26 protein-coding genes are annotated in these 25,202 nt (G+C 65.8%); 13 read left to right on the top strand and 13 right to left on the bottom strand.

Annotated features, from left to right (window positions below):
- Positions 1–24 precede the first annotated feature (24 nt).
- Together waaC and C2U31_RS03920 are read left to right on the top strand one after the other, a co-directional pair.
- Positions 25–1,068, top strand: coding sequence for a lipopolysaccharide heptosyltransferase I (gene waaC, locus C2U31_RS03925; protein WP_103271652.1), 1,044 nt, complete (start codon positions 25–27; stop codon positions 1,066–1,068).
- A gap of 1 nt (position 1,069) precedes the next feature.
- Positions 1,070–2,341, top strand: coding sequence for a 3-deoxy-D-manno-octulosonic acid transferase (locus tag C2U31_RS03920; RefSeq protein ID WP_103271651.1), 1,272 nt, complete (start codon positions 1,070–1,072; stop codon positions 2,339–2,341).
- A 59-nt stretch (positions 2,342–2,400) separates the two neighbouring features.
- Here C2U31_RS03920 and C2U31_RS30740 read toward each other — a convergent pair whose 3' ends face one another.
- The 3 genes from C2U31_RS30740 to C2U31_RS03910 are packed head-to-tail and all read right to left on the bottom strand — an operon-like array spanning position 2,401 to position 4,247.
- On the bottom strand, positions 2,401–2,571 hold the full coding sequence (locus C2U31_RS30740) for a hypothetical protein (RefSeq protein ID WP_199770948.1): 171 nt from the start codon (positions 2,569–2,571) through the stop codon (positions 2,401–2,403).
- 15 nt (positions 2,572–2,586) lie between these two features.
- Positions 2,587–3,393 (bottom strand): type III pantothenate kinase, encoded by an 807-nt coding sequence (locus C2U31_RS03915; protein WP_103271650.1) that lies wholly within the window; start codon positions 3,391–3,393, stop codon positions 2,587–2,589.
- Positions 3,390–4,247, bottom strand: a complete 858-nt coding sequence (locus C2U31_RS03910) for a biotin--[acetyl-CoA-carboxylase] ligase (protein ID WP_103271649.1) — start codon at positions 4,245–4,247, stop codon at positions 3,390–3,392. Before C2U31_RS03910 ends, C2U31_RS03915 begins: the two co-directional genes overlap by 4 nt.
- Positions 4,248–4,408: 161 nt before the next feature.
- On the opposite strand from C2U31_RS03910, the gene C2U31_RS03905 reads away from it, so the two are divergent.
- The 10 genes from C2U31_RS03905 to C2U31_RS03860 all read left to right on the top strand — a co-directional run bounded on the left by C2U31_RS03905 (position 4,409) and on the right by C2U31_RS03860 (position 13,068).
- On the top strand, positions 4,409–5,542 hold the full coding sequence (locus C2U31_RS03905; protein WP_103271648.1) for an ABC transporter permease: 1,134 nt from the start codon (positions 4,409–4,411) through the stop codon (positions 5,540–5,542).
- Positions 5,543–5,555: 13 nt separating this feature from the next.
- Positions 5,556–6,395 carry an ABC transporter ATP-binding protein gene (locus C2U31_RS03900; RefSeq protein ID WP_103271647.1) on the top strand — a complete coding sequence of 280 codons (840 nt, stop codon included), beginning with the start codon at positions 5,556–5,558 and terminating at the stop codon, positions 6,393–6,395.
- Positions 6,382–7,338 (top strand): MlaD family protein, encoded by a 957-nt coding sequence (locus tag C2U31_RS03895; RefSeq protein ID WP_199770947.1) that lies wholly within the window; start codon positions 6,382–6,384, stop codon positions 7,336–7,338. The genes C2U31_RS03900 and C2U31_RS03895 overlap by 14 nt, the downstream gene beginning before the upstream one ends.
- Positions 7,335–7,922: an ABC-type transport auxiliary lipoprotein family protein gene (locus C2U31_RS03890; protein WP_103271645.1), complete on the top strand. Its 588-nt coding sequence runs from the start codon at positions 7,335–7,337 to the stop codon at positions 7,920–7,922. The genes C2U31_RS03895 and C2U31_RS03890 overlap by 4 nt, the downstream gene beginning before the upstream one ends.
- A 36-nt stretch (positions 7,923–7,958) precedes the next feature.
- Positions 7,959–8,612: an alpha/beta hydrolase gene (locus C2U31_RS03885; protein WP_103271644.1), complete on the top strand. Its 654-nt coding sequence runs from the start codon at positions 7,959–7,961 to the stop codon at positions 8,610–8,612.
- A 162-nt stretch (positions 8,613–8,774) separates the two neighbouring features.
- Positions 8,775–10,031, top strand: coding sequence for a D-alanyl-D-alanine carboxypeptidase family protein (locus C2U31_RS03880; RefSeq protein ID WP_103271643.1), 1,257 nt, complete (start codon positions 8,775–8,777; stop codon positions 10,029–10,031).
- Positions 10,032–10,339: 308 nt separating this feature from the next.
- A complete protein-coding gene (locus C2U31_RS03875) occupies positions 10,340–11,206 on the top strand; it encodes a D-amino acid aminotransferase (RefSeq protein WP_103271642.1) in 867 nt (288 codons plus the stop codon).
- 108 nt (positions 11,207–11,314) lie between these two features.
- A complete protein-coding gene (locus tag C2U31_RS03870; protein ID WP_103271641.1) occupies positions 11,315–11,587 on the top strand; it encodes a YbeD family protein in 273 nt (90 codons plus the stop codon).
- 12 nt (positions 11,588–11,599) lie between these two features.
- Positions 11,600–12,271, top strand: a complete 672-nt coding sequence (lipB, locus tag C2U31_RS03865) for a lipoyl(octanoyl) transferase LipB (RefSeq protein ID WP_103271640.1) — start codon at positions 11,600–11,602, stop codon at positions 12,269–12,271.
- Between the two features lie 59 nt (positions 12,272–12,330).
- A complete protein-coding gene (locus C2U31_RS03860) occupies positions 12,331–13,068 on the top strand; it encodes a tetratricopeptide repeat protein (RefSeq protein ID WP_103271639.1) in 738 nt (245 codons plus the stop codon).
- Between the two features lie 117 nt (positions 13,069–13,185).
- Here C2U31_RS03860 and C2U31_RS03855 read toward each other — a convergent pair whose 3' ends face one another.
- Positions 13,186–13,992 (bottom strand): LacI family DNA-binding transcriptional regulator, encoded by an 807-nt coding sequence (locus tag C2U31_RS03855; protein ID WP_103271638.1) that lies wholly within the window; start codon positions 13,990–13,992, stop codon positions 13,186–13,188.
- A 190-nt stretch (positions 13,993–14,182) separates the two neighbouring features.
- Here C2U31_RS03855 and lipA point away from each other — a divergent pair, with 190 nt between their 5' ends.
- A complete protein-coding gene (gene lipA / locus C2U31_RS03850; RefSeq protein WP_103271637.1) occupies positions 14,183–15,184 on the top strand; it encodes a lipoyl synthase in 1,002 nt (333 codons plus the stop codon).
- Positions 15,185–15,263: 79 nt separating this feature from the next.
- Here the strand turns inward: lipA and C2U31_RS03845 are convergent, their stop codons facing one another.
- The 9 genes from C2U31_RS03845 to C2U31_RS03805 form a co-directional block, all read right to left on the bottom strand.
- Complete coding sequence (locus C2U31_RS03845; RefSeq protein ID WP_103271636.1) at positions 15,264–15,992, bottom strand: NTP transferase domain-containing protein; 729 nt, start codon at positions 15,990–15,992, stop codon at positions 15,264–15,266.
- Complete coding sequence (locus tag C2U31_RS03840; RefSeq protein ID WP_103271635.1) at positions 15,989–16,588, bottom strand: gamma-glutamyl-gamma-aminobutyrate hydrolase family protein; 600 nt, start codon at positions 16,586–16,588, stop codon at positions 15,989–15,991. Before C2U31_RS03840 ends, C2U31_RS03845 begins: the two co-directional genes overlap by 4 nt.
- Entirely contained in the window at positions 16,578–18,995 is a 2,418-nt protein-coding gene (locus C2U31_RS03835; RefSeq protein WP_103271634.1) for a PEP-utilizing enzyme, read from the bottom strand. The genes C2U31_RS03840 and C2U31_RS03835 overlap by 11 nt, the downstream gene beginning before the upstream one ends.
- On the bottom strand, positions 18,988–19,719 hold the full coding sequence (locus tag C2U31_RS03830) for a formyltransferase family protein (protein ID WP_103271633.1): 732 nt from the start codon (positions 19,717–19,719) through the stop codon (positions 18,988–18,990). The genes C2U31_RS03835 and C2U31_RS03830 overlap by 8 nt, the downstream gene beginning before the upstream one ends.
- A complete protein-coding gene (locus tag C2U31_RS30440) occupies positions 19,716–20,282 on the bottom strand; it encodes a hypothetical protein (protein WP_158658306.1) in 567 nt (188 codons plus the stop codon). The genes C2U31_RS03830 and C2U31_RS30440 overlap by 4 nt, the downstream gene beginning before the upstream one ends.
- Entirely contained in the window at positions 20,279–20,797 is a 519-nt protein-coding gene (locus C2U31_RS03820) for an adenylyl-sulfate kinase (RefSeq protein WP_103271631.1), read from the bottom strand. Before C2U31_RS03820 ends, C2U31_RS30440 begins: the two co-directional genes overlap by 4 nt.
- Positions 20,798–20,854: 57 nt before the next feature.
- On the bottom strand, positions 20,855–22,327 hold the full coding sequence (locus C2U31_RS03815; protein WP_158658305.1) for a CDP-glycerol glycerophosphotransferase family protein: 1,473 nt from the start codon (positions 22,325–22,327) through the stop codon (positions 20,855–20,857).
- A 327-nt stretch (positions 22,328–22,654) separates the two neighbouring features.
- Complete coding sequence (locus C2U31_RS03810) at positions 22,655–23,410, bottom strand: acyltransferase (protein WP_103271629.1); 756 nt, start codon at positions 23,408–23,410, stop codon at positions 22,655–22,657.
- A gap of 117 nt (positions 23,411–23,527) precedes the next feature.
- On the bottom strand, positions 23,528–25,195 hold the full coding sequence (locus tag C2U31_RS03805) for a hypothetical protein (protein WP_158658304.1): 1,668 nt from the start codon (positions 25,193–25,195) through the stop codon (positions 23,528–23,530).
- Between the last annotated feature and the right edge of the window lie 7 nt (positions 25,196–25,202).

The raw sequence follows: 25,202 nt of genomic DNA, 5'->3' as shown, positions 1-25,202 counted from the left end.
CCTGGTCCGTTTTCCCGTCTCTTGATGCCAACCCGCATTCTCATTGTCCGCACATCGTCCCTGGGCGATCTCGTGCATATGCTGCCCGCCATTTCGGATATCGCCCGCCATGTGCCGGACGCTGAAATCGACTGGGTCGCCGAAGAAGCGTTCGCCGAGATCCCCGCCTGGCACCCCGCCGTGAACGAGGTCATCAAGGTCGCCCACCGTCGTTGGCGCAAGGCATGGTGGTCGGGCCAGGTGCGGGCCGAGCGCAAGGCGCTGCGCGAGCGACTGCGCGCCAAGAAGTACGACATCGTGCTGGACATGCAGGCTCTGCTCAAGTCCGCCTGGCTGGTGCGCCAGGCGCGCGGCGTGCGCCATGGCCTGGACTGGCGCTCCGCGCGCGAGCCGCTGGCGTCCCTGTTCTACAACGTCCGCCACAAGGTGGAGTTCTGGCAGCCGGCGGTGATCCGCCAGCGCAAGCTGGCGGCACTGACCTTCGGCTACCAATATGCCGGGCAGCCGGACTTCGGCCTGCAATCCTTCTCGCGCCCAGGCGGCGGCGCCCCGGTTGGCGATACGGTCCACGATGTCCCGAGCGAGGGGCTCAACGTATCCGAGATGCCCAAGCTGCACCATCTGGACCTGGACAGGGGCTATGCCGTGGTCATGCCGTCCGCCAGCCGGGACGACAAGCTCTGGCCCGAGGACGACTGGCGCGTGGTGTTCCGCCGCCTGCGCGACGCCGGTTGCACCCTGAAGCTGCTGGCCGGCAATGAACAGGAAGCCGAGCGCGCGCGCCTGCTGGTCGCCGGCATGGACGGCGCCGAGGTCTTGCCGCGCATGAGCCTCACGGACGTCGCCCGCCTGCTGGCCGGATCCCGCCTCATGGTGGGCCTGGACAGCGGCCTGACGCATCTTTCCGCCGCGCTGGGCCGTCCCACGATCGGCATCTATCGGGCCTCGACCCCGGTCCGCACGCCGCTGGTCGGCTCGAACTACACCGCCAGCCTCGGCGACCGCGGCGCCTCGCCCTCGCGCGAGGCGGTCATGGCCTCGGTCGAGCAGGCGCTGGCCGCCAAATGACATGAACCGCGGCGTCTATACCCTGGCGCTGCGGGCCGCCTCGCCCCTGGTCTGGCTCTGGATGGCTCACCGGGCGCGTCGCGCCGGCGGGCAGTGGCAGATTTTCTCCGCCGAACGTTTCGGCCGTGGCGCAATGCCGCCGGCCTCGTTCGCCGCGCCTGTCTGGGTGCATGCCGTCAGCCTGGGGGAGACGCGCGCCGCGCAGCCCCTGCTGCAAGCCCTGCTGGATCGCGGCCTGCCGGTGCTCTTGACGCACATCACGGCTACGGGACGGGCGGAAGGCGAGCGCCTGTTCGCCGACGCCATCGCGCGCGGCCAGTTGCGCCAGGCCTGGCTGCCCTACGACTTTCCCGGCGCCACCCGCCGTTTCCTGGCGCGCTGGCGGCCGCGCTGCGGCCTGCTGATCGAGCGCGAGATCTGGCCGAACCTGCTGGCCGCGGCGCGTGCCCAGCGCGTGCCGATGGGCCTGGTCAGCGCCCGCTATTCCGAATCGTCGCTGCGCCAGGCCCGCCGCATGGGCGCGGTGATGCGTGAAGCGCTGGCAGGCCTGGACCTGGTGCTGGCGCAGACGCCGCAGGACGCGGAGCGGCTGCGGCAGGCCGGCGCGCCGCAGGCCGTGGTGACAGGCAGCTTGAAATTCGACCTGGCGCTGCCGCCGGCGCGCGTGGACGCCGGACGCCAGTGGCGCGCGGCGCTGGGCCGGCCGGTCGTGGCGGTCGCCAGTACGCGCGAAGGCGAAGATGCGGGTTTCATCGAGGCGATCAAGCGCGCGTCGGCCCTGCCGGGCGCGCCCTTGTTCCTGCTGATTCCCCGGCATCCGCAGCGCTTCGACGAAGCGGCGGGCCTGCTGGATGAGGCCGGGCTGCCCTTTGTCCGGCGTTCCCGGGATGTATCGCCGGGGCCGGACACGGCGGTGCTGCTGGGCGACAGCCTGGGCGAAATGGCTTTCTACTACGCGGCCTGCGATGTGGCGATTGTCGCCGGCAGCTTTGCGCCGCTGGGCGGGCAGAACCTGATCGAGGCCTGCGCGGCCGCGGTGCCGGTCATCGTGGGGCCGCATACGTTCAATTTCCAGCAGGCGGCGATCGAGGCCATCGAGGCCGGCGGCGTTCTGCGCGCGGCCGATGCCGGGCAGGCGGTGCAGGTGGCGCTGGAATTGCTGAAGGACGATGCGCGCCGCCAGTCGATGGGGCGGGCCGGGCGGGCGTGGTTCGAGACGCATGCCGGCGCCGTGGCGCGCACGATGGACGCCTTGTCGCCCTGGCTGGCCTGAGAGCGCCACCGCCCGGTTCCCGGGCGGCATGACATCTCCGGGTTCGCGGCGATCGGCTGTCAGTGCTGCGGCGCGGCCCTGCCGGTGAGCGTGACCGCCCCGGCGTTCAATTCCTGGTTCAGGCGGCGTGCATCGCGGCCTGCGTCTTCGGGCCGCATGCCGAGCATGCCCTGTCCCAGCGCATAGGCCCACAGGTTCGCCAGCAGGATCAGGATGAACAGCACGCGCATGGACGGTTCGTCCCTTCAGTCCGGATGGCCGGACGTGGCGCGGGCCATGGCGGCCAGGCCGTCCAGCACGGGGTGATCCAGGTAGACCGGTACGGGCGTGGCGCCGAATGCGCCGCCGGCGTCGGCGAGCAGGCGCTCGATTTCCTGGTGGACTTCGGGCCAGCCGCCGCCCGCCGCGAAGATCTGCGGCGTTTCGCCATAGCGCTGGCGGCCGGCCAGCCATTGGCGCACTACCGCGCCGGCCTGCGCGGCGGCGATGCCGGAGGCGATCGCCTCGTGCGTATCGGCGGGATAGGCGACGACGCGGCCGTCGGCGACCGGCAGGTTGGCGGTGCCGTGGGCCAGCGCGTTGCGCATCATGGCGGGGCCGGGCAGGATCAGGCCGCCGGCGAACACATTGTCGGGGCCCACGGTGTCGATGGTGGTGGCGGTGCCGAAGCTGGCCAGCAGGAAGGGCGGATGCGCGCCGGGCAGGCGCGACAGCACGCCCAGCAGCGACGCCCACCGGTCCGAGCCCAGCTGGGCCGGCTGGCGGTAGCCGTTGGTCAGTCCCAGCGTGCTGGGCTGCGAGCGGGCCCAGGTCACGGCGCAGCCGCGCTTGAGCAGGATCTCGGCAATGGCCGCGCCGCGCGCGTCGCCGGCCACGTTCACGCCCAGGGCGCGCAGCGGGCGGCGGGGCAGGCCATCCAGCCAGCGGTCCAGCGCCGCCAGGTCCAGGCCGTCGAACGCGACGGCGGCCGGCTCGCGCGGCATGTCGGGATTGCTGGCGTCGAGCCAGCCGACCTTCAGGCGGCTGTTGCCGGAGTCGATGAGAATGATCATGCTTGCGGCCGAATCGAGATTTCGCCGACCGAGACGGGCGTGTCGCCGGCCTCCGTGCGCAGCAGCAGCCGGCCTTGCGCGTCGACGCCGCGGGCAGTGCCGCTCATCAGCACGGCGCCCTTGTCCAGCACGTTCACCGGTCGTCCGGCCAACGCGTCCACGTCGGCGTAGCGTTGCGCGAAGGCGCCGAAGCCTTCGCGTTCCAGCGTGCGCACCGCGTCGTGCCAGGCCATGGCCGAGGCGCAGACCAGGTCCACGGGCGTCGAGGGCCGGGCGTCCGATTGCGCGGCCACGCGGGTCCAGTCGGCCACGTCGCGACCCAGGGCCAGCGACAGCGCGTCGGCGTCGATCAGGTTCACGCCCATGCCGATGACCACGGTGTAGCCGGCGTCCGCGCCGCCGGGGTTGCGCGTGGTTTCCACCAGCACGCCGGCCAGCTTGGCGTCGCCCCACTGGACGTCGTTGGGCCATTTCATGCACAGACCGGGCCGCGAGCCGGGGCCCGCGACGGACCGCAGCGCCTCACAGGCGGCGACGCCGGCCAGCGGTGACAGCGCGGGCAGCTGGGCGGCGGGCAGGTGCACGTCGAAGGCGCAGGAAAACATCAGGGTCGCGCCCGAGCGGTTCTGCCAGGGGCGGCCGGCGCGTCCGCGGCCGGTTTCCTGCAGGTGCGTGCCCAGCAGCCAGGGCTTGCCGGCGCCTTGTCCGGCGCGGGCGCGGCCCAGCAGGTCGGCGTTGGTCGAGCCGGTGCTGGCCGTCCAGGCGACGTCTTGAAAGGCGGGCAGGCGCGAGCCGAGTTCCCGGGTCAGGGCTTCGGGCGCGGGCAGCGCGGCGTATGGGTCTTGAACGGGCATGCCCGCGATTGTAGGGCAGGAGCGCCGGATCCCGGCAAAAGGCGGCCAGGGCCGTTCCCGGTATGACCGCAGGGCCTTGGCGGGCGCCGGTGATGCCTCGCGAGTGAAACGCGGCAGCGTATATGATGGCGGATACATTTTTGCATCGGTGTGTCTTCCCTATGCCCCATTCCAACCCATGTCCCCCCGGCGCCGCGCCTTTCCGCAAGGAAGGCGGGGTGTGCCATGTTGCGGGAGACTGGAGCGTGCTGGCGCTGGCCCAGCCCGGCGAGGTCGAGCGCCGGCGCGAGGCCATGGCCCGCGCCGCGGGCGGCGAGGGCGTGCGCTGGGATCTGCACGGCATCAGCCGGCTGGACACCATCGGCGCGCTGCTGATCTGGCAGGCCTGGGGCGAACGCCTGCCGGAGCGCGTGCGCTGGGCGGCCGGCCAGCAGGACGTGTTCAACGCGCTTTCCCTGAACAAGGGCGGCACCCGCGATGTGCCGGCCAAGGAAGACCCCTGGGGCTGGCTGCGCGCCGTGGGGGATGCCGTGTTCCGCGCGGCCGGCAATGGCCGCGCGCTGCTCATCATGCTGGGACAGCTGATCCTGGATCTGGGCGCCATGCTGCGCCGTCCGAGGCTGGGGCCATGGCGCGAGATCTCGGCCCAGGTGTACCGGGCCGGCGCGCAGGCGCTGGGCATCACGGCGCTGGTGGGCTTCCTGATTGGTATCGTCTTGTCCTATTTGTCGGCGCAGCAATTGCAGATGGTCGGCGCCGACCGCTTCATCGTGCGCCTGCTGGGCGTGTCCATCGTGCGCGAGCTGGGGCCGGTGCTGGCCGCCATCCTGGTGGCGGGCCGGTCGGGCTCGGCCATCACCGCCCAGATCGGCGTGATGCGGGTGACCCAGGAGCTGGATGCCATGCTGGTCATGGGCATCTCGCACGGGCAGCGCCTGATCCTGCCGCGCGTCGTGGCGCTGGCGGTGGTCATGCCGCTGCTGGTGCTGTGGACCGACGCCATGGCGCTGCTGGGCGGCATGCTGGCGGCGCAGGCGCAGCTGGGCGTGTCGGCGCAATGGTTCCTGACCTCGCTGCCGGACGCGATCTCGCTCACCAATTACTGGATCGGCATCCTCAAGGGAGTGACTTTCGGCGTGCTGATCGCGCTGATCGCCTGCCATTTCGGCCTGCGCATCCAGCCCAACACCGAAAGCCTGGGGCGCGGCACCACCACCTCCGTGGTCACCTCCATCACGGGCGTGATCCTGCTGGACGCCCTGTACGCGGTGATCTTCAGCACGGTGGGCATCTGATGGGACGGGGCCGATGAACGCCGCGACCCAGAACCGCCTGTTCGCCGAGGACGGCGTCACCACGGAACCGGTGATCTCGGTGCGCGGCCTGCGCACGGCCTTCGGCGACCACGTGGTGCACGACAACCTGGACCTGACCGTCTTTCGCGGCGAGATCATGGTGCTGGTGGGCGGTTCGGGCACGGGCAAGACGGTGCTGCTGCGGCAGATCATCGGCCTGGAGCGGCCGGCGGCCGGTTCCGTGCGCGTGCTGGGACAGTCCCTGTTCGACCTCGCGCCGGCCGAGCGGCGGCGCCTGTCGTACCGTTGGGGCATGCTGTTCCAGGCCGGGGCGCTGTTCTCGGCGCTGTCGGTCTACGACAACGTGGCCCTGCCGCTGCGCGAACTGCGCGCCATTCCCGAAGATCTGGTGCACGACGTGGTGATGTGCCGGCTGGCCATGGTGGGCCTGTCGGCGCAGGATGCCGGCAAGCGGCCGTCGGACCTGTCCGGCGGCATGGTCAAGCGGGTGGCGCTGGCGCGTGCGCTGTCGCTGGATCCCGAGCTGGTGTTCCTGGACGAGCCCACCGCGGGGCTGGATCCGCTGCGCTCGGACGAGTTCGTCGACCTGGTGCGCAGCCTGCACCGGCAGCTGGGCTTCACCGTCGTCATGGTGACGCACGATCTGGACACGCTGCTGGCGCTGGCCACGCGCGTGGCGGTGCTGGCGGACAAGCGGGTGATCGTGTGCGACACGGTGCCGGAAGTCCTGAAATTCGACCACCCGTTCATTCATACATTCTTCTTGGGCGAACGCGGCCTGCGCGCGCTCGGGGACCTGGCGCCGAAGGGATTGCAACATGGAAAACCGTAGTCATGCGCTCATGGCCGGTATCTTCACGCTGGTCTTGCTGGCCGCCGCCGCGCTGGTGGCCATCTGGATCGGACGGGACCGGACCCAGCTGCAGCCATATGAAATCGTCTCCGCCACCGCCGTCAGCGGCCTGAACTCGCAGTCGACCGTGCGCTACCAGGGCGTGCCGGTGGGCAAGGTGCAGTCGCTGGCGCTGAACCCCGACAAGCCGGGCCAGGTGCGCATCCGCATCGGCGTGGCGCCGTCCACGCCGATCACCGAATCGACCTGGGCCGAACTGGGCGTGCAGGGCGTGACGGGCTTGGCCAACGTTGAGCTGCGCGACGACGGCAGCTCGCTCAGGCGGCTGACCTCGACCGCGGCGGAGCCCGCCGCGATTCCGCTGCGACCGGGCTTTTTCGAACGGCTCGAGCAGCGCGGCGGCAAGCTGATCTCGAACGTCGAGGAAGCGACCAACCAACTCAAGCTGGTGCTGAGCGAGCAGAACGTGCAGGCGCTGGGCACGGCGCTGCGCAACGCCGGCGAGCTGACCGAGTCGCTCAAGAACGCCAGCCGCGAGTTGCAGCCGGCCATGGCCAAGATCGGGCCGCTGGTCGATTCGCTGGGCGACGCCTCGCGCCAAGCCGGCCGCGCCGCGCGCGAAGTGGGCGATCTGGCGCAGCAGGCGCGCCAGTCCCTGGCCCGCCTGAACGCGCCCGACGGCCCGCTGGCCACCGCCACGCGCAGCCTGAGCGACATCGCGTCGGCCGCGGCGCGGCTGGACGGCGAGACCCTGCCGGCCATTACCGGCATGGCCCAGAACATCGGCCAGGCCGCCCGCGGCGCCACCTCCACCCTGCGCCGTGTGGACAGCACGCCGCAATCCTTGCTGTTCGGCCCCGCGCCGGCGGCGCCCGGACCCGGCGAAGCCGGATTCGCCGGCTTTGGGAGCACGTCCAAATGAAGATGCGCAGCGCGTTTCTGGTCTTGACGCTGGCTTTGGCCGGCTGCGGCGTGGGCCGCGTCGGCACGCCGCCGTCCGTGTTCGATCTGGGAGCTGACCTGCGGCCCGCCTTGCAGCTGCCGGCGCGCGCGCCGATCGCGCTGGCCTACACGTCGGTGCCCGCGCTGTCGGACTCAGGCATCATCTGGCGCGTCGGCGACAGCGCGGCGCCCAAATCCTATGCCACCTACCGCTGGGCTTCCTCGCCGTCGGACCTGGTGCGTCAGCGCCTGACCGAGCGCCTGTCGCGCCAGGGGCCGGTGCTGGGCGAACGGGTCAACGGCCAGACGCCGCAGCTGCAGGTCCAGCTGCAGCAGTTCGAGCAGGTCTTCGCGCCGGACGGCGCGTCCAGCCAGGGCCGCGTAGTGCTGCAGGCGGTGCTGGTGAACGGGCACAAGGTGCTGGGCCAGACCCGCATCGCCGTCCAGGCGCCCGCGCCGACGCAGGACGCGGCCGGCGGTGTGGCCGCGCTGCGCCAGGCGACCGACGACGCCGCCGACCAACTGGCGCAATGGCTGGCGACCGCGCTGCCGTCCGCCGGTTAACATCGCTGCTTTCCGCTACACCGCTTGAGTCCGCCCATGTCCGCACGCACCGAAACCCTGGCTTACACCGGCGCCGCTGGCCGCATCGATTGCGCCGTCGATTGGCCCGACGGCACGCCGCGGGGCTGGGCGCTGGTGCTGCACCCGCATCCGCTGCAAGGCGGCGCGCGCGAGAACAAGGTGGTCACCACCATCGCGCGGGCCTGCGTGCAGCATGGCCTGGTCGCGGTGCGCCCCAATTTCCGTGGCGTCGGCCTGTCGGAAGGCGAATTCGACAAGTCCGTGGGCGAGACCCGCGACATGCTGGCCCTGGTGGCGCAGGTGCGCGAGCAGCATCCCGAGCTGGCGCAGGCGCCCTGGGTGCTGGCCGGTTTTTCCTTCGGCACCGCCGTCGCCGCGCAGACCTATGCGGCGCTGGCCGAGCAGGGCGATGCGCCGCTGCCCTCGGCGCTGATGCTGATGGGTCCGGCGGTGAACCGGTTCCAGTCGCACGAGGTGCAGGTGCCGGGCGACACGCTGATGGTGCATGGCGAGCAGGACGAGGTCGTGCCCTTGTCCGAGGCCATGGACTGGGCGCGGCCGCGCTCGATTCCGGTGGTCGTGATCCCGGGCGCCTCGCATTTCTTCCATGGCAAGCTGCTGGTGCTGCGCGAACTGGTGCAGGCGCGCCTGACGGTCGCGCTGGGCTGACGGGCGCCTGATCGCGGTGCGGCGGCCGCGCGGCGTTGCAACAGGTTGCATGTTGGAGCGCACGGGGAACCCCTTGCGCGCGGGGCGGGTCCTATCGACTGCCTATAATTGTCAGCCACTTGCCCCGCGCCGGCGGGCGTCTTTCCTGGACCCACGTTGCCGATGAAGAATTTGCCTTACTCCGCCCAATCCCCCGTTGTCTTTGCCCGCCGTGCCCTGTCGGGCGCCGTGTTGGCCGCGCTGCTCGCCGCCGGCGCGCCGGTCCTGGCGCAGCAACAGGCGCCCGCCGCCGCGACCGCGCCCGCGGCCGCCGTGCCGGCGACGACGGGAGTGGTGCCGGTGGGCGACGTGTCAGCCGTGCCCGCGCCCACCATCGCCGCCAGAGCCTGGATCGTCATCGACGTGAACAGCGGCCAGCTGCTGGCTGCGTCCAACCCGGACCAGAAAGTCGAGCCGGCCTCGCTGACCAAGATCATGACTGCCTACGTGGTCTTCAATGCGCTCGAGGAAAAGCGCCTGACGCTGGAGCAGACCGTGCCCGTGTCCGAGCACGCCTGGCGCACCGGCGGCTCGCGCATGTTCATCGAGCCGCGCAAGCCGGTCACGGTGGACGAGCTGAACCAGGGCATGATCGTGCAGTCGGGCAACGACGCCTCGGTCGCGCTGGCCGAGGCCGTGGGCGGCAGCGAGACCGCCTTCGCCGCGCTGATGAACCAGGAAGCCGAGCGCCTGGGCATGAAGAGCACGCACTTCATGAACGCCACCGGCCTGCCCGATCCGCAGCACACCACCAGCGTGCGCGACCTGGCCACGCTGTCCTCGCACCTGATCACCGACCATCCGCAGTTCTTCCACTACTACAAGCAGAAGAGCTACACCTACAACAAGATCACCCAGCCCAACCGCAACCGCCTGCTGTGGGCCGACCCCTCGGTCGACGGCATGAAGACCGGCCACACCGATTCGGCCGGCTACTGCCTGGTGTCGACCGCCATGCGCGGCGACCGCCGCATCCTGGTGGTGGTGGTGGGCACCGACAGCGAAGCCACGCGCGCCGAGGAAAGCCTGAAGCTGCTGAACTGGAGCTTCCAGAACTTCGACACGGTCAAGCTGTTCGACAAGAGCCAGCCGGGCATCGACGCCCGCGTCTGGGAAGGCACCGTCGAAACCGTCAAGCTCGGCCCGCCCAACCCGGTCTCGATCGCCGTGCCGCGCGGCAAGGCCGGCGAGCTCAAGCCGGTGGCGCAGCGCAACGATCCGCTGATCGCGCCGCTGGCCAAGGGCCAGCAGGTCGGCACCCTGCAATTCACGCTGGACGGCAAGGTGCTGCGCACCGAGCCGCTGGTGGTGCAGGACGCGGTCGAGCGCGCGGGCTTCTTCGGCCGCATGGTCGATACCGTCAAGCGCTGGTTCAATTAGTCCACCCCCGAAGCGCCCTTGGCGCTTCCCCCTCAAGGGGGCGCCACGACGGACCGGCGGAGCCGGATCCGTGTGGCCTGGCTTGTGGGGCGGTGGTGGCTGGCGGGGGCGCGTGCCTCGCACTCTCTTGAGTCTTCTTGGCTGTGGTTGCGTTGTCTCGTGACCTGAAGAACCTCATTGTTTCCGCGCCGCCGCTGGCGGCGCGGGTGTAAGCTTGCTACGGGCGTTTCCCTTCGGGGGCGCCCGTTCTCCATTTGGGCGCGCGCCGGGCGGCGCGGCCCTGTTCAATTCATATTCTTGGGGGTTTCATGATTCCGGGCGTGCAGGGCGACAGCCAGGTTTATCTCAATGGTGATTTCCTGCGTATCGACGAGGCCAGGATCTCCGTGCTGGACCGGGGCTTCATCTTCGGCGACGGCATCTATGAAGTCGTGCCGGTATACCGCGGCAAGGCCTTCCGCATGGCCGAGCACCTGAACCGTCTGGACCGCAGCCTGGCGGCGCTGCGCATCGCCCAGCCTCACGACCGGGACGGCTGGGTCCAGCTGATCAATGAGCTGCTGGCCCGCAATATCCAGGACACCTGCATCGTCTACCTGCAGGTGACGCGCGGCGTGGCCAAGCGCGATCACCAGTTCCCCGCCCAGCCCGTGCCGCCCACGGTGTTCGGCATGGTCTCGCCCTGGGCGCCGCCGTCGGCTGCGCAGCGCGCCAGCGGCATGACGGCCATCAGCATTCCCGACGAGCGCTGGCTGCACTGCGAGATCAAGTCCGTGTCGCTGCTGGGCAACGTGCTGGCTAAGCAGCAGGCCGTGGACGCTCAGGTCGATGAAGTGGTGCAGTTCCGCGACGGCTTCCTGACCGAGGGCTCGTCCACCAATATCTGGGTGGTATCCGGCGGCAAGCTGCTGGCTCCGCCCAAGAACAACCTGATCCTGGAAGGCATCCGCTACGGCTTGATGGGCGAGCTGGCCGCCGAGGCAGGCATTCCTTTCGAGTCGCGCCGCATCGGCCGCGAGGAAGTGGAAAACGCGGACGAGCTGCTGCTGTCCTCGGCCACCAAGGAAGTGCTGCCCATCGTCGCGCTGGACGGCAAGCCGGTGGGTTCGGGCAAGCCCGGCCCCGTTTATGAGCGCCTGCGCGCGGGTTATGATGCCCGCATCGCCGGCCTGTAAGCCGGCCGCGGCACGCGCCGGTTCCTACGTTCTCGTGGGGCTGGCGCACCACCCGCGACGCCTGGACGGGCATCGCTACGCGGGTGGGTTTCACATCAGGCTTCCATCATGCACATCCCGCCCGAAGAATCCCTCATCGAGTACCCCAGCGACTTTCCCATCAAGGTCATGGGCAAGCAGCATCCCGAGCTGGCCCAGACGCTGACCGAGCTGGTGCTGCAGTTCGACCCGGGCTTTGACGCCGCCACCGTCGAGATGCGGCCCAGCAAGGGCGGCAACTACATGGGCCTGACCTTCACCGTGCGCGCCACCTCGCGCGAACAGCTCGACGCGCTGTACCGCGCGCTGCATGGCCACCCCATGGTGTCGATCGTCATCTAGGCCGGCATGGCTGTGATCAAGTGGCTCGCGAGTCCGGCCGACTACCTGTCGGTCTGGCGCGACATGCAGGATTACACCAACCTGCGCGGCGCCGACACGCCGGACGAGATCTGGCTTTGCGAGCACGCGCCGGTCTACACGCTGGGGCAGGCGGGCTCGCCCGGGCATGTGCTCAATCCCGCCGGCATCCCCATCGTGCATTGCGACCGGGGCGGGCAGGTCACGTATCACGGCCCGGGCCAGGTCATGGCCTATGCGCTGTTCGACCTGCGGCGCGTCGACATGTACGTCAAGGAATACGTCACGCTGCTCGAGGGCGCGGTCATCGACACGCTGGCCGAGGCCGGCGTGGCGGGCGCCTGCCGCAAGCCCGGCGCGCCGGGCGTGTATGTGCCGGATCCCGATGGCGGCGGCGAGCTGGCCAAGATCGCCGCGCTGGGCATCAAGATCCGCAACGGCCGCGCCTATCACGGGGTGTCGCTGAACGTGGACATGGACCTGGCGCCCTTCCTGGGCATCAATCCCTGCGGCTACGCCGGCCTGCGCACCGTCGACATGGCGGCCTGCGGCGTGCGCCGCGAGCTGGCGGACGTGGGCGAGGCGCTGGCGCGCAATCTGGTTGCCGCCTGGCGCCGCGCACGGCCCACGGCGGTCGGCGGCGAACCCGCCTGTAGTCCCGTCTGAACGCCAGTTCAGACGCAGCGTTCGCCATCCGTTTTCCCGCCAGATCCTTCTCGTCCGACATGAAATCCATCACCGCGGCGGACATCTCCGCCACCACTCCCGCGCAGCTGGCTGCGCTGCGCGCCGGTCCGTCAGAGGCCTACGCCGCCTGGATCCAGGCCGCCGCCGACCTGGGGCTGCTGGAGGCCCAAGCCATCCTGGGCCAGATGCTGCTCGACGGTCATGGCATGGCGCGCGATCCCGAGGCCGCGCTGGGCTGGTTCAAACGCGCCGCGCAGGCCGATCACCTCATGTCCATCAACATGGTGGGCCGCTGCTACGAGAATGGCTGGGGCGTGGCGCGCGACGAGACCGTGGCCGCCTACTGGTTCCGGCTGGCCGCTGATCGCGGCCTGGACTGGGGCATGTACAACTATGCCCACATGCTGCGCGATGGCCGCGGCGGCGTGGCGCAGGATCCGGCTGCCGCGTTGGCCCTGTACCAGCGCGCGGCGCAGTCCGGCCATGTGAAGTCCATCGGCGTGGTGGGGCGTTTCCACGAGGCCGGGACCGTCGTGCCGCGGGACCTGGAGCAGGCGTTCGATTGCTACCGGCGCGCTGCCGAGGGCGGGGATTTCCGGGGCATGTTCCATCTGGGTCGGCTGCTGCTGCAACGCGGCCAGCGCGACGAGGCCGAGGCTTGGCTGGACCGCGTGCCTCAGACCGCCACGGCGGTTTTCCTGCGCGAAGCGGACGCCATGTTGCGGGAAATGGGCGTTGCGGCGCGCTACGGCGAGCCCGCCGTCAAGGGCGCGTAGTCCGGTTCCGTCCGGCGACTTTGCGCGGCACGCGGAGCGTTTCGCGTGGCCGAACCAAGGGCGGTCACGCCGCTTGCTTCGTGCCTGCCTCGCCGTCGGTGCGCCTGCCTGCAGCGTTCAGGTGCTGAGCCGCGCTTCCAGGACCGCTTCCAGCACGACGCGCGCGCCCGGTCCGCGATCGCCCGCCAGCCGTTCCAGCAGCAGCAGGCCGGCGCGCCGGCCCAGCTCCGCCGCGCTGGCCGTGAGCGTGCTCAGGCCCGGCGCCCATTGGGCCGCGCTGCCGTCCTCCGACACGCCCAGCACCGCGACATCCTGCGGCACATGCAGATCGCGGTGGTGGGCTTCGGACACGGCCCCGGCAGCGAGCAGATCCGAGCTGGCGAACACGGCGTCGAACAGGGTGTTGGTGGCCAGGAGCCGCAGGAAGGCCATTCGGCCGTCGTTCGGCTGGCAGGCCTCGGGCTGGATGATATCGGCCGCCAGTTCCAGGCCCAGCGACCGAGCCGTTTCGATGAAGCCCTGCCGGCGCTCGCGTTCCCAGGGCGTGTCGGCGCTGACGCAAGCTACGCGTGCATAGTTTCTATCGGCGAAATGGCGGGCGGCCAGGCGGCCGGTATCGATGTTGGCGTACAGCACGGCGCTGTCCAGCGGCCCGGCGGGCGTGGCCCAGGTTTCCACGATGGGGATTTCCAGCGACGCCAGCGCGGCGCGCAGGCCCGGATCGTCCGCCGGCCCGATGCACAGGACCGCCGCCGGCGCCAGCGCATGCAGCCGGGGCAGGCCAGCCGGCTCGTGCCAGGGACCGGCAGCCAGGTAATGACCGGTCTCGGCCAGTACGCAGGCGCAGGCCTGCACGACTTGCGCCGTCGGCCCCGTATCCAGGCGGGGGGCGATCAGGGCGACGGGGCGGGGCAAGGCGGGCATGGGCGGATTCTGGAAAAAGACAGGCGTGACGATAACCCAGACGCTGCTGGGGGCGGCCTGATACGTGCGGCCCCAGACTGGCAGACTCAGACGGGCGACCCCGGGGCGGGCGGACCTGGTCCATGAAGGGTAAAATGCCCTTTTTTGTCTCGGACCGGGCGCCTGGGTGCGCCGGTCATGAAGGTGCCTCATGTCCACGCTTGTCGAGTCCCCTGTCCCCTCGGACGAATCCGCCGCCGCTTCCGCCGCGGCCTACGATCCGACGCAAAAGCAGAAGTCGCAGGCCAAGACCGCGCGCATTCCGATCAAGATCGTTCCGGCCGAACGCCTGAAGAAGCCGGAATGGATCCGCGTCAAGGCCGCCGCGCCCGGCTCGCGCTTCTACGACATCAAGCGCATCCTGCGCGAGCACAACCTGCACACGGTCTGCGAGGAAGCGTCCTGCCCCAACATCGGCGAATGCTTCGGCAAGGGCACGGCCACGTTCATGATCATGGGCGACAAGTGCACGCGTCGCTGCCCCTTCTGTGACGTGGGCCACGGACGTCCCGATCCGCTGGACCCCAAGGAACCCGAGAACCTCGCGCGCACCATCGCCGCGATGAAGCTGTCCTACGTGGTCATCACCTCGGTCGACCGGGACGACCTGCGCGACGGCGGCGCCGGCCATTTCGTCGATTGCATCACGCATATCCGCGAACTGTCGCCGACCACCCGCATCGAGGTGCTGGTGCCCGACTTCCGCGGCCGCCTGGACCGCGCGCTGACCATCCTGAACGCCGGTCCTCCAGACGTCATGAACCACAACCTGGAAACCGTGCCGCGCCTGTACAAGCAGGCTCGTCCGGGTTCGGACTACCTGCACTCGCTGAAGCTGCTGGCCGAGTTCAAGAAGCTGCATCCCGAGGTGCCGACCAAGTCCGGCCTGATGCTGGGCCTGGGCGAGACCGACGAGGAAATCCTGCAGGTGATGCGCGACATGCGCGAGCACAACGTGGACATGCTGACCATCGGCCAGTACCTGCAGCCGTCGGAGCACCATCTGCCGGTGCTGCGCTACGTGCATCCGGACACCTTCGCGATGTTCGAGCGCGAGGCCTATGCGATGGGGTTCTCGCATGCGGCGGTGGGGGCGATGGTGCGGTCTTCGTACCATGCGGACGAGCAGGCGCACGCAGCTGGGGTGAATTGACGCGGTGAGCCGCCATTTTCTGCGGTCTTGCCCGAAGGAATAGGCGCTGCCGCACGGCAGCGTATTCTCGTTGGTCAGGCTAAGGAAGTGCGAGGGACTCGTACAGGGCGAGATCGCTTGCGGAATCGACTTCGCCCCATTTCCCCGTATAGGGGATCGCTGCAATGGGCAGCGCGTCCAGCGCCAACGCCCTTTGGATGGCGCCGGTCATATGCAGTGAATCGCGCTCAGAATCGTCCAAGCTGGCCCGCAAGCGCTCAAGCATGGCCCAACCGGCGGGCGTGAATCGTAATAATCCCATGTATTGGCCTTGGACTTCTTCCACGCTTGAAGGCTTGCTGCCAATTTCCAGCAGCCTGCCGCCATCGGACACGCGGAACGTTTCAGCGTCCGACAGCGGGCAATCAAAGCGCGCCTGCCATAGTCGCAGCCAGTCCGGATCGTATGTCAGTGCGAGGGCTGCGTCGCTGTCCATGAGTTTACGGACAGCGTTTGCTTCGTAGAAAATATCGGAATAGCTCACGATGCAGGCTTCTGCCTGCAGCCATTCGCGAGCGCATGCCAGCGACGTCACCATATTGGTTCGCCGCCAGTCGGGATTGTGAAACATGGGCAGGCCGTAAGGGGACAAGGCTTCGTGTCGGTAGCCGGTGACTAGCGCGATTTCATGGATGCCAGCCGCCCGCAGCGACGCCAACTGCCATTCAAGCAGCGGCTTGCCTCGCAAGCTCACGAGCCCTTTGGGTTGCGTATCCGTCAAGCCGCCCATGCGGCTGCCGCGGCCAGCCGCGAGAATGATAGCCTTCATGCAAACAGCCTCCTGATACTGGCAAGATCTCTTGGATCAGGCGTAGATTCGCGTTCTGGATGCCACATCCAGCCCTCCCATCGCAGGCGCTCGTGGGCGAGTCCTTCCAGAGTGCCGTCATCGGCGGTGGCAAGAACCTGATAGCCGGCAGGGCAAGTAGCCGGCGCCTTGCTGTGAAAGCTGTTCACTTCGCCGCTATATCGACCCTGGATACCATGGCGCGTTGCGATGTGTCCGGGTACGGGGATGTTGTCGACGCCTGCGCGATACACCATCAACTGCAGGCCGCGGCAAATGCCGAGCACGGGCATGCCTTGTGACTCGGCCCAATCCAGGAGGGCCAGTTCGGTGGCATCGCGCAAGGGCGCGGCGCCGATGTCTTCGCCTCCTGACAGAATCAAGCCATCCAGCCGCCAACGCTCGCAGAAGCGCCGGGAATCTTCCGGTCCCAGATTGGGTACAGGCAGCCAGACCAGGCCAGGCAGAGCCACCGCCATGAACCTGTGCCAGTCCTGGGCCAGTGCGTCGCGCGGTTCACGATAGTTTTCGGCGTGCACGATGCGCATGGTAATGCCGAGGCGGCGTTCATTTTGCATGCAAGGGCCTAAGAATCTTCTCTGCGCAGTTCAGTTCCGCTGCGCCAGCTTGCGTCAGCCGCGCGTAGAGACTGTCCCCGCAGCCTATGGCAGCGGGAAGGCCGAATTCCGCGCAGCGTATCGCCATGTGCGAGTTGGCGCCGCCGAAACGGGTGACCAGCGCTGCCGGGTGTTGGGTAAAGATCCAGTCGAATCCCGGGTCTGCGTTCTCGATACAGACGATCATGCCCTGGATGTTCACACGCGCAGACATCTCGGCAGTCAGCTTCACGATGCGTCCGGACGCCGCCCCTGTGCCCACGAAATTGGGGATGCTGCGATTCAGTGTTGCGACATAGATATCCCGAACGCTGAAAATGATATGAGCAAGCTTGAACTCATGTGCGGCTTCCATCTGGATGCGCGAGGCCGCGACCTGCGCCAGATAGTGGCGATCCAGAAAGTCCATGGGCGGTACCGTGAGACTGGACTCGATAGAAGCCCAGTCCAGGAATGAGAGATCTTCACGCGACAAGCCGATTTTCTCACCCCAGGACACCAGGTCGGAGAGCGCATTGGACAGTGTTCTGGAAAAGATGAACTTGATCTGCTCCCGCGCCGCAATGGCGCGGGCGGCGTAGGCCAGCAGCTGTCGTGAATTCAGAACATCGAGCCCGCATTCGCGCAGCAATCCGTCGATCGCAGTGCATTCATCCTCGTTCATGGAGAAAACGGGCGTCGTTGAATGAGCAAGTTGTGGCGCCTGATCGTGGAACAGATCGTCTCGTTCGTCATATCGCAGCGAAGTGATCTCGTAGGTGCCGGGACGCAGGTGTCCATAGCGTGTCAGGAAGTCCTCCCGGGAGATCTCGCCATGACAGACCTGTGAGTACTCGTTGACGATGTTGCCAGTGATGGTGCGTATGCTGCGCTTGAACTCATCCAGGCGCTCCTGCCGCAAGCCATTGCGACGCACCGCAGAACGCAACAGCGCCTCGGCAATGAACGCATGCCTGGCAGCAACCGCGAATGGTTTTACGCCGAGACGGCGGCAGGCCTTCAACAAGTGACTGGCACGGACCAGGAAGGCATGCGGTTCCGCGTGATTCACATCAGTCAGCCGTAGCGCGTCCAGTTGTGCGGCGAGTTCCAGGGCCCGGTCCAGTGTGGAGTCCTGCTTCGGCCCGATCGCGTTTCTGGTCAGGATGCGCAGCGCCTGCGTGTACTGTTCACGTTCTGCGGTCGAGAGAATGTTTGGATAGCGCTCCGAGAAATCATGTTCGAAGCAGAAATCCAGGCATGTCGGAACGATGTCAAATTCAATCTTGTCGTGTAGTTCCGGGCAAGACTCCAGCCGGTTCATCCAGGCGCTCACGAGCTTGCCGCCCGTGTCGCGGTCCAGGCCCTCAGGCAGGAAAGAGTTGAAGCTCATCCGCACGTCAATATATGGATGGCTGTTGATGAGATACATGAGTTCGCCATCACCCAGCTCCTGGTAGCCCATCTCGGCGCGCGCTTCGCGCCAGGTGCTGCGGGTAATGAGCGTTCTATAGAGAGAAGATGACAGTGGTTGCGGCGTTGTGCCGATCAGCTCCGCTGGATTCCAATCGGGCATGATGGCCAGAATCGTCCGCTCGCCGACCACGCCTTCACGAGGCAGGGAGCATTCCTGGACAAAGCGCTCGACGAACTCCAGCTGTCGGGCGACGCGGCGTTCGGTAACGGGATGCCAGTGTCGGGCCCTAGCCATCCGGCGGACTTGGAACAGATAGAGTTTTCCCGTGCGATCCAGGCCGAATTCGATGTCCAGTGCGAGGCATGCGCACAGGGATTCCAGTTCTTTCGCCAATTGCAGGAAGCGCAGAATGCGGGGAGAGCGCAGCAAGCCAGGTTCGGCGTGACGGTAGACGAAAAGCCCCTTGTTGATGACGCTGCCGCCTGTGATGGTGTCGGTCCTGCCGCTCTCGTCGTCGAAATCGATGCAGTAGTAGGGCGTGCCATGCACCATGTCATACGTCATGATGACGCCGTTGACCGCGATGTCCTCGATCATCGGCTGCACGAGCACTTGGTCCTGGGGGTTGCCGGTCATGGATTGCATGACGCGGGTGATGGCGTCGGTCACGTCGCCGGGGCTCGCGCCATTGACATGTTGCAGGCTGAGGAAGGCGCCTGCCATCGATTCGTTGGCGCCATCCTCGATCAACGCGCTGCTACGCACGGCCAGCTTCGCGCCTTGGAATTGGTCGCGGATACGCTGCAGGATCCGCGGCCTGGAAGCTTGCCACTCCTGGATCGAGAAAAAGTAGCTGTCGGGCACGGTGGCCTGCGTGAGCCTGCCCTTGAGGGTTTGCAGGGTTTCCGCCTTGCTGCCGAATGTGAACAGCCGGGCGTGCGCGGCATCATGAGACGTGCGGGTTTCAGGCATGGTCGGGCCGTGATTCAAGGGAGAGGACGGCAAGGTGCTTGAGCACGGGGTGTATCACGTAGTAGGGCGGATCTTCGACTTGGGGTTGCGGCTGCGCGTCGATCATGCCGTTGGCCAGAAGCCGAGTTCGCATCACGCGCAGAAGCAGGTCCGCCCGGATTGCCGAGTCATACTGGTGATCGATGTCGGCTCCGGCCGGAGGCTTGGGGTACGTCCGACGAGCCACGATGGGGCCCGTGTCTATGCGGGGATCCAGGAACAGTGCCGTCACTGTCGGGTGGTCGCCGTTCAGGAGCGCATAGTACAGCGTCGTGCTGCCTCGGTACGTTGGTATATCCCCGGAGTGCATATGCAGGAACCGTGGTCCGAGCGAGAGGATGGCTTCCCCCACGATTTGACCGCCAAAGCCGGAATAAATGACCACGCGCGGCTGGATGGAACGGATGATGTCCGCGATTGCCGCGTCGTTGACGTTGCGGGCATCGCAGGTTTCATGGGAAATGCCTGACGTCGCGCAGGTCTGCAGCAAGGGTTCGTCCAACCTGGGCAGCAACAGGTCGACGATCGCGGGTTCCAGGACCGGCAGGGAGGGGTTGGGCTTGGGGCGTTGGTCGCCCATCAGCACCACATGCCCGGGCAGCATGTCATGCGCCACGAGCGCCTGGAGGTAGGCTTGAGAGCGGCTGGTCGGCGCGGCGAGCAGCAGTACGTCGTCCAGGATCATGGGAGTGTCACTTGCAGGCGTGCGCTCAAGGCGGCGATAGCGTCGCGTTCATGTCTCAGCAGTTGGCGTAGCCTGTTCATCTGATCAACGTCCAGGGCGCCTATGTACGCGGAAAGCGTGTCCATGCATTTCAGCAGAGCGTTCAGATATTGCAGGCGTTGCGTCCGTTCGTAGCCCAGAACCAGCGCTTCGGCGAACAATAGATATCGTTCCAGATCCCTGAAGTCCTCAGGGTCCGTAGGGCGCCACGAGGCGTCGTATTGTCCGTGTAGGCGTTTTGAAACCTCGAACCTTTGCAGCAGGCGGTCCAGGGTTGCGTAAGCCGAGGCGTCCGGTGCATGCGCCAGTTGCCGTGTCAGGCGAGCCAATAGCGAATGGGTCGGGCACGAAACCACATCCGACCTTGTGGCGCGCGGAGTTGTCTCCAGGCCGCAGTTCTGTCGGGCTGAACGCCAGGCGCATAGAAACTCCCGTCCTTCAAAGCGGGTGTAGGAGTAGGTATTGCGCTCGTCCAGCAGTGCGCCGCGATCGTAGGGATATTGCGGGGTATCGGTGGGCGTCATGCGATGCCGGCCTTGCCCAGCACGTGCCGGGCCAGTTGTGTCATGTCCGGCTCTGGTCCCGATGTGGAAATCGTGAGGTCGGCCGTTTCTGGTCGCGGAAAGGGAATATCGACGCCGACCACATTGGGGCGCGCGCCTGTCAGTGCATCTTGGTACAAGCCCTTGGTGTCGCGCCGTAGCAGCGCTTCCATGCTTGCATCCATGAATACCTCAAAGTAGCGGCTGAACCGCTCGCGGTTCTGCGTGCGCATGTCGGGGAAGAGGGACAGGATGCAGCACACGACATTGATTCCTTGGCGATCGAGCATTTCGCATAGCGCGGTCATGCGTTCGGCGTTGGCTCGTCGCCCTTCGACCGAATAGGCGGCATCGGTCTGGTCATGCGCGAAGACGCGCCGCAATTCGTCGCCGTCAAGCAGGACCGTATTGGCAGCGAGGCCACGCCAGAGGCGCGCGATCTCCTTGCCTAGCGTGGTCTTGCCGGAGCCGGACAGGCCGATCAACCATATGACCATGAAATGCTCTCCATGCAGGGCCGCGCAATCAGAATGGCGCAGGCCAGGTTCCCTGGGCTATTCCAGAACGCGATCCAGGTTCAGTAATGTTTGCGCCGCGACCTGGGTGGAGAAGCCAAAATACGGAGCGAAATAGAGGCTGCGCAGATCGCTGCGCATTTGCGCTTGTTGATCCCAGACCGAGTCGTTTTCCAGCAACCCGGCGATGGCCTGCATCTGCGGCTCAACCGCGATGATGTAGTTGCGCAGCAAGGCATCTGGAGAGTGTCGGCCGATCAGCGCGTCCTGCTCGGCTCCCGGGATGTTCAACAAGATCATTTTCTTGTTCGTGTAAATGCCGGCCAACGGCGGGCCGCCGTAGTCGAACAGCATGTAGTCCGCGATCTGGTAGAGCGGCAGGTTGTCGGTCGAGTCCACGATCAATCGCGTGAAGGGCAGCTGCGACAGGGCGTCAATCGCGGCGGGATCAGAGCGGGGCGTCAATGGATGCACCTTGACCAGCACGTTGTAGCGCTCTGTCAGGGCGGCGATTTCCTCGTTGAAATGGCCTAGGGACGAGACGGCGCCGTGCGTGGGCAGCCAGACGACGGTTTTCTTGTCCGGGGCGCATCCGAGCGAGGATGACAACGCGGCGGCATCCGACGGCGACGTGAAGTAACGGTCCAGCCGCGGGTACCCGATCTGCACGATGGTTGCCTTGGTGTGCCGGGAGAAATACCCCGCGTGATAAGGGCCAAAGCAAAGAATGACGTCGTACAGGGCATTCCAGCTGGAGAGGTTCCAGCCTGATTTTCCCGCAGCGTACATGAAACGCACGTTGACCTGGGCCAGTCGCTTGATCAACGGTTCGCCCGAGGTGTCGACGGGATGATTCGACACCAGATATCGATACTTGAGCTTCTTGCCGAGTATGTCCGTCGTATGGAAGACCTGGCAATGCCAGGGAGCAAAGGCTTCCCCGGCCGGTAAATCGGCTTCGCCGTGCAGCAGCACGTCGAAGCTGTCCTGGGGCAGTGCATCCCAGATACATGAGAAATGGTTCAGCAATTCCTTCGAGTGGACCAGGAACGCGATCTTGTCGATCACGGGCTCTTCGTTCTTCCGTGGCCGTATGGGCGGGCGCAGGCGGGGCGCCTGGTCATGTTCGACGTGGTACTGAAGCAGGTCCACGCAATCTTGCTTGAACCGGTCGGGCAGGGCGGCCAGGTTCGCGTTGAGCTGGGCGTAGGACGGCAATTGACCCAGGTCCGCGCGGATTGCGAGCAGTTGTTCCTGCAATTGTTCAACGCGTTTGTGTAACTGAATTCCGTGTATTTCGTTCGCTTTCAGCTGATCGTTGAATTGTGCAACCATGGCGCGTAACGCCTGTTGCTCTCGCTGCAATTCGCTGGCAAGCGCTTCGGTCCGGGTGTCCAGCTTGAGGGAAATCTGCTCGGTCGCCTCCAGTCGGGACTGCAGGTCCTCAAGCTGGATTCCGGCGCTGTCGAACCGTGCGACGAGTTCATCGGTGGCAATCAGCTTGTTGCCCAAGCGACGAAGAATTGGCGGTTTTGTCATGTTTGGCGGAGGTTGCGGGCGGGGTTTCCCGCTACGATCTTGGTTCTCACTGGGCCAGGGGAGGCATGACTGCCGGCTATGCGATCGACAGGCTGGCAAGGGCAATGAAAGATCGCCAAGTATATCCAGCGCAACCGTGTAGATTCCGTCCAACAATAGTCAAAAATTACTGTTTTGAGACCGATTTATTCTTGGACATGTTTGATCCGAACATTTCCGTCTCCATGGTCGGCGGGCGGCTGGGAAGCCCCGGTTCCGGAGTTGGATCGAAGCGCAAGCCAGCCGCGCTGACGGCATTGTCTAGTTGGACGCAGGAGGGCTGAATTCGTTCAGCCAGGCGGTGACCACTTCTTCGGGATAGCCGCGATGGAAGTGCTTGCGCCAAGGATAGGCGGCATTGCCGGAGCCATCTTTGAGTTTGACCTTGCTGGTTTCGCAAATGAACTTGGCCGGGCTGCCGGCGACCACGGTATCCGCTGCGACATCCCGGTTGACCGAGCTGTGGGCTCCCACCAGAGCGCCCTTGCCGACCGTAACGCCCGGTAGCAAGATCGACATGGTGGCGATGGCAGCATAGTCTTGCACCGTCGCTCCCGACATCACTTCGCTGGGAGGATGAGGATCATTGGTCAGCACCACATAGGGGAAGATCCAGACGAAATTGCCGATGGTGGAATGCTGCCCGATGTGTACATTGCTGTGAAAGCGGACGTAGTCTCCGATGGAGCAATGGCCTTGGATGTCGCAAAGCGTGCCAATCTGGAAGTTCACGCCGGCCCGGGTTGCTTCGCGTGCGGTGACGCGGTGGCCGGTGACCAACTTTTCGCCAAACGTCGAGCCTTCGTAGAAGATGCTGTGCGAACGGATCAGGCTGCCGGCTCCCAGAGTCAGCGGGACTCCCTGGGCCAGGGGCGTCGGATGGCCGATCTCACAGTGAGAGCCGATTGTGGTGTTGTCGCCAATGACGGTGTTGGGGTAGATGATGGAGTAAGGGCCAATGGAAACGTTGCTGCCAAGCTTGGCTTCGGGAGAAATGATGGCGGTTGAGTGGATCATTGAAAATTCCTTTGCGTGGTGGACATGGAAAGGCGATTTACAGGCCAACAGGTTGTATCTGAAAGGCAACGGGAAAACGCGACGACGTTGTCGCGCTTGACCCGTCGACAGCCAGATCTATGGCTTGGCCTTGAAGATCGCGACATCCGCGCCGCTGCATAAACGGACGAACTTCTGGTCGCCAAACAATCCTTGCTCGGCCAACGTCGTGCGCGTACTGCGGTCTTGTTGCATCCGCTGGACTACGCTCGGCTCCAAGCCAGCTATTCGTTTGTTGAATGCCGCCTCGTCCATAAAGCCGGGAGCAGTCAGACTCAGCAAAATGTACTGGATAGGATTGGATCTGTCACAGTACGTGCCCGCGGGCGACAGGTCGCCCCACGCTACTGAAAAGCAGGTGTTGGGCATGGATAAGGCGTTGAACGGGGGGGCTACTTCGTAGTCGTAGAAAATCTGGCTTATCGGCTGGCTGCCGGCGTCGGCGGCAATGCAGTTTTCTATGAAATCGGCACGTTTATTGATCGGCTTCGAGCGCAGAGACTGGACCAGATAAGTCGCGTGGTTCCAGGGAAACTCCGCCATGGCGGTCATGGCAGTTTGTCGTTGCACTCTCAAGGCGACGTCACTTACCAGCAGTGCGACGATCAGGAATAGGACGGCTGCGCCTCCCGCCGACCGCTGCCAACCGATCACGCCGATAGCAATAAGGAAAGAGACCGCGGTGAAATAGGAGCCGGCGCTGACTTCGGATTTGATGCCGAATATCAAATAGGCCATGACGACCGCGAGGGTAATCAGCGCAGCCAAACATTCGAAGCGCCTTGAGACGCTATGGCGGGTGTGAACGACCAGGCCGAGCCTCAGCAAAAACATCGCGGTGGCATTGAGCCACGAATGGAAAGTAGCCTCATAGAAGCGGCGCCAGGGGCTGATGTTCAGGCCGCTGACTTGCGTTACCTGCATGTGGTGCTTTAACACTCCCAAATAGTCATGCAGAATCTGGGGATGAAATGGGGCTGCCAGAAGCGCCGGATTAGTCAAAAGGATCAGTGTTGCGACGAACAATGAGCCCAACGCGAACAGAGTGCCTAGCATGTGCCAGACAGGTTTTCCGATGAGACGCCTGACGATGATCAGAAACAGGAATGGAGCGATGAGCAGCCCGCTGAGCTTGACGGCCCCAGCCGCGGCAAGGACTATCACTGCAGGCGCCAAGGCCCGGAATGATGATGCTTTGTCGCGCAACAGCAGATACGCGCTCAGGATCGACAGGAACGAAATCTCTGTGACGGTGCCGAATCGCATGGAAAAAAAGGCGATGGCAGGAAATAACAGATAAATGAGGGCGGCTGTGGCGCAGATCGCTTCGTTTTGCGTGAATCGCTTGACGATCTTGCGCAGAAAGTAGGCGCCTCCCAGCGCGAATAGAAGAGAGACCTGGCGTGGCACGACAATCAGCGGCCAGTCGATACCGAAATAGGACGAGATCAGATATAGCGGATAGGTTATCCAGGCGAGTGGCGCCCAGTAAAGCCAGCCATAGGCATAATAATTTAGGATCCAGAGTTTGGAAAACTGTCCGGAGGCTATGGACGTATGCGCGTCTCGCAAGGCGAGTTGAAAAGCAAGATCGTCCACCGTTCTCGATGCGAGGCGCCCCAATTTTTCCGAAAAGAGAAAATTCTCGTAAAACAGGAGCAGCACGATGGCGGCGCAGCCTGCGTAGCAGGCAATGGCTAGCCAGTTGATGGGCGACCTATGTGTAGCGGGGGGTGAGAAGGGCATAGACGCT

Origin of the sequence: Achromobacter sp. AONIH1 (assembly GCF_002902905.1) — a bacterium.
Classification (GTDB): domain Bacteria; phylum Pseudomonadota; class Gammaproteobacteria; order Burkholderiales; family Burkholderiaceae_B; genus Achromobacter.
The sequence above is the reverse complement of the archived record's forward strand: the minus strand, read 5'-3'. Positions and strand labels throughout refer to the sequence as shown.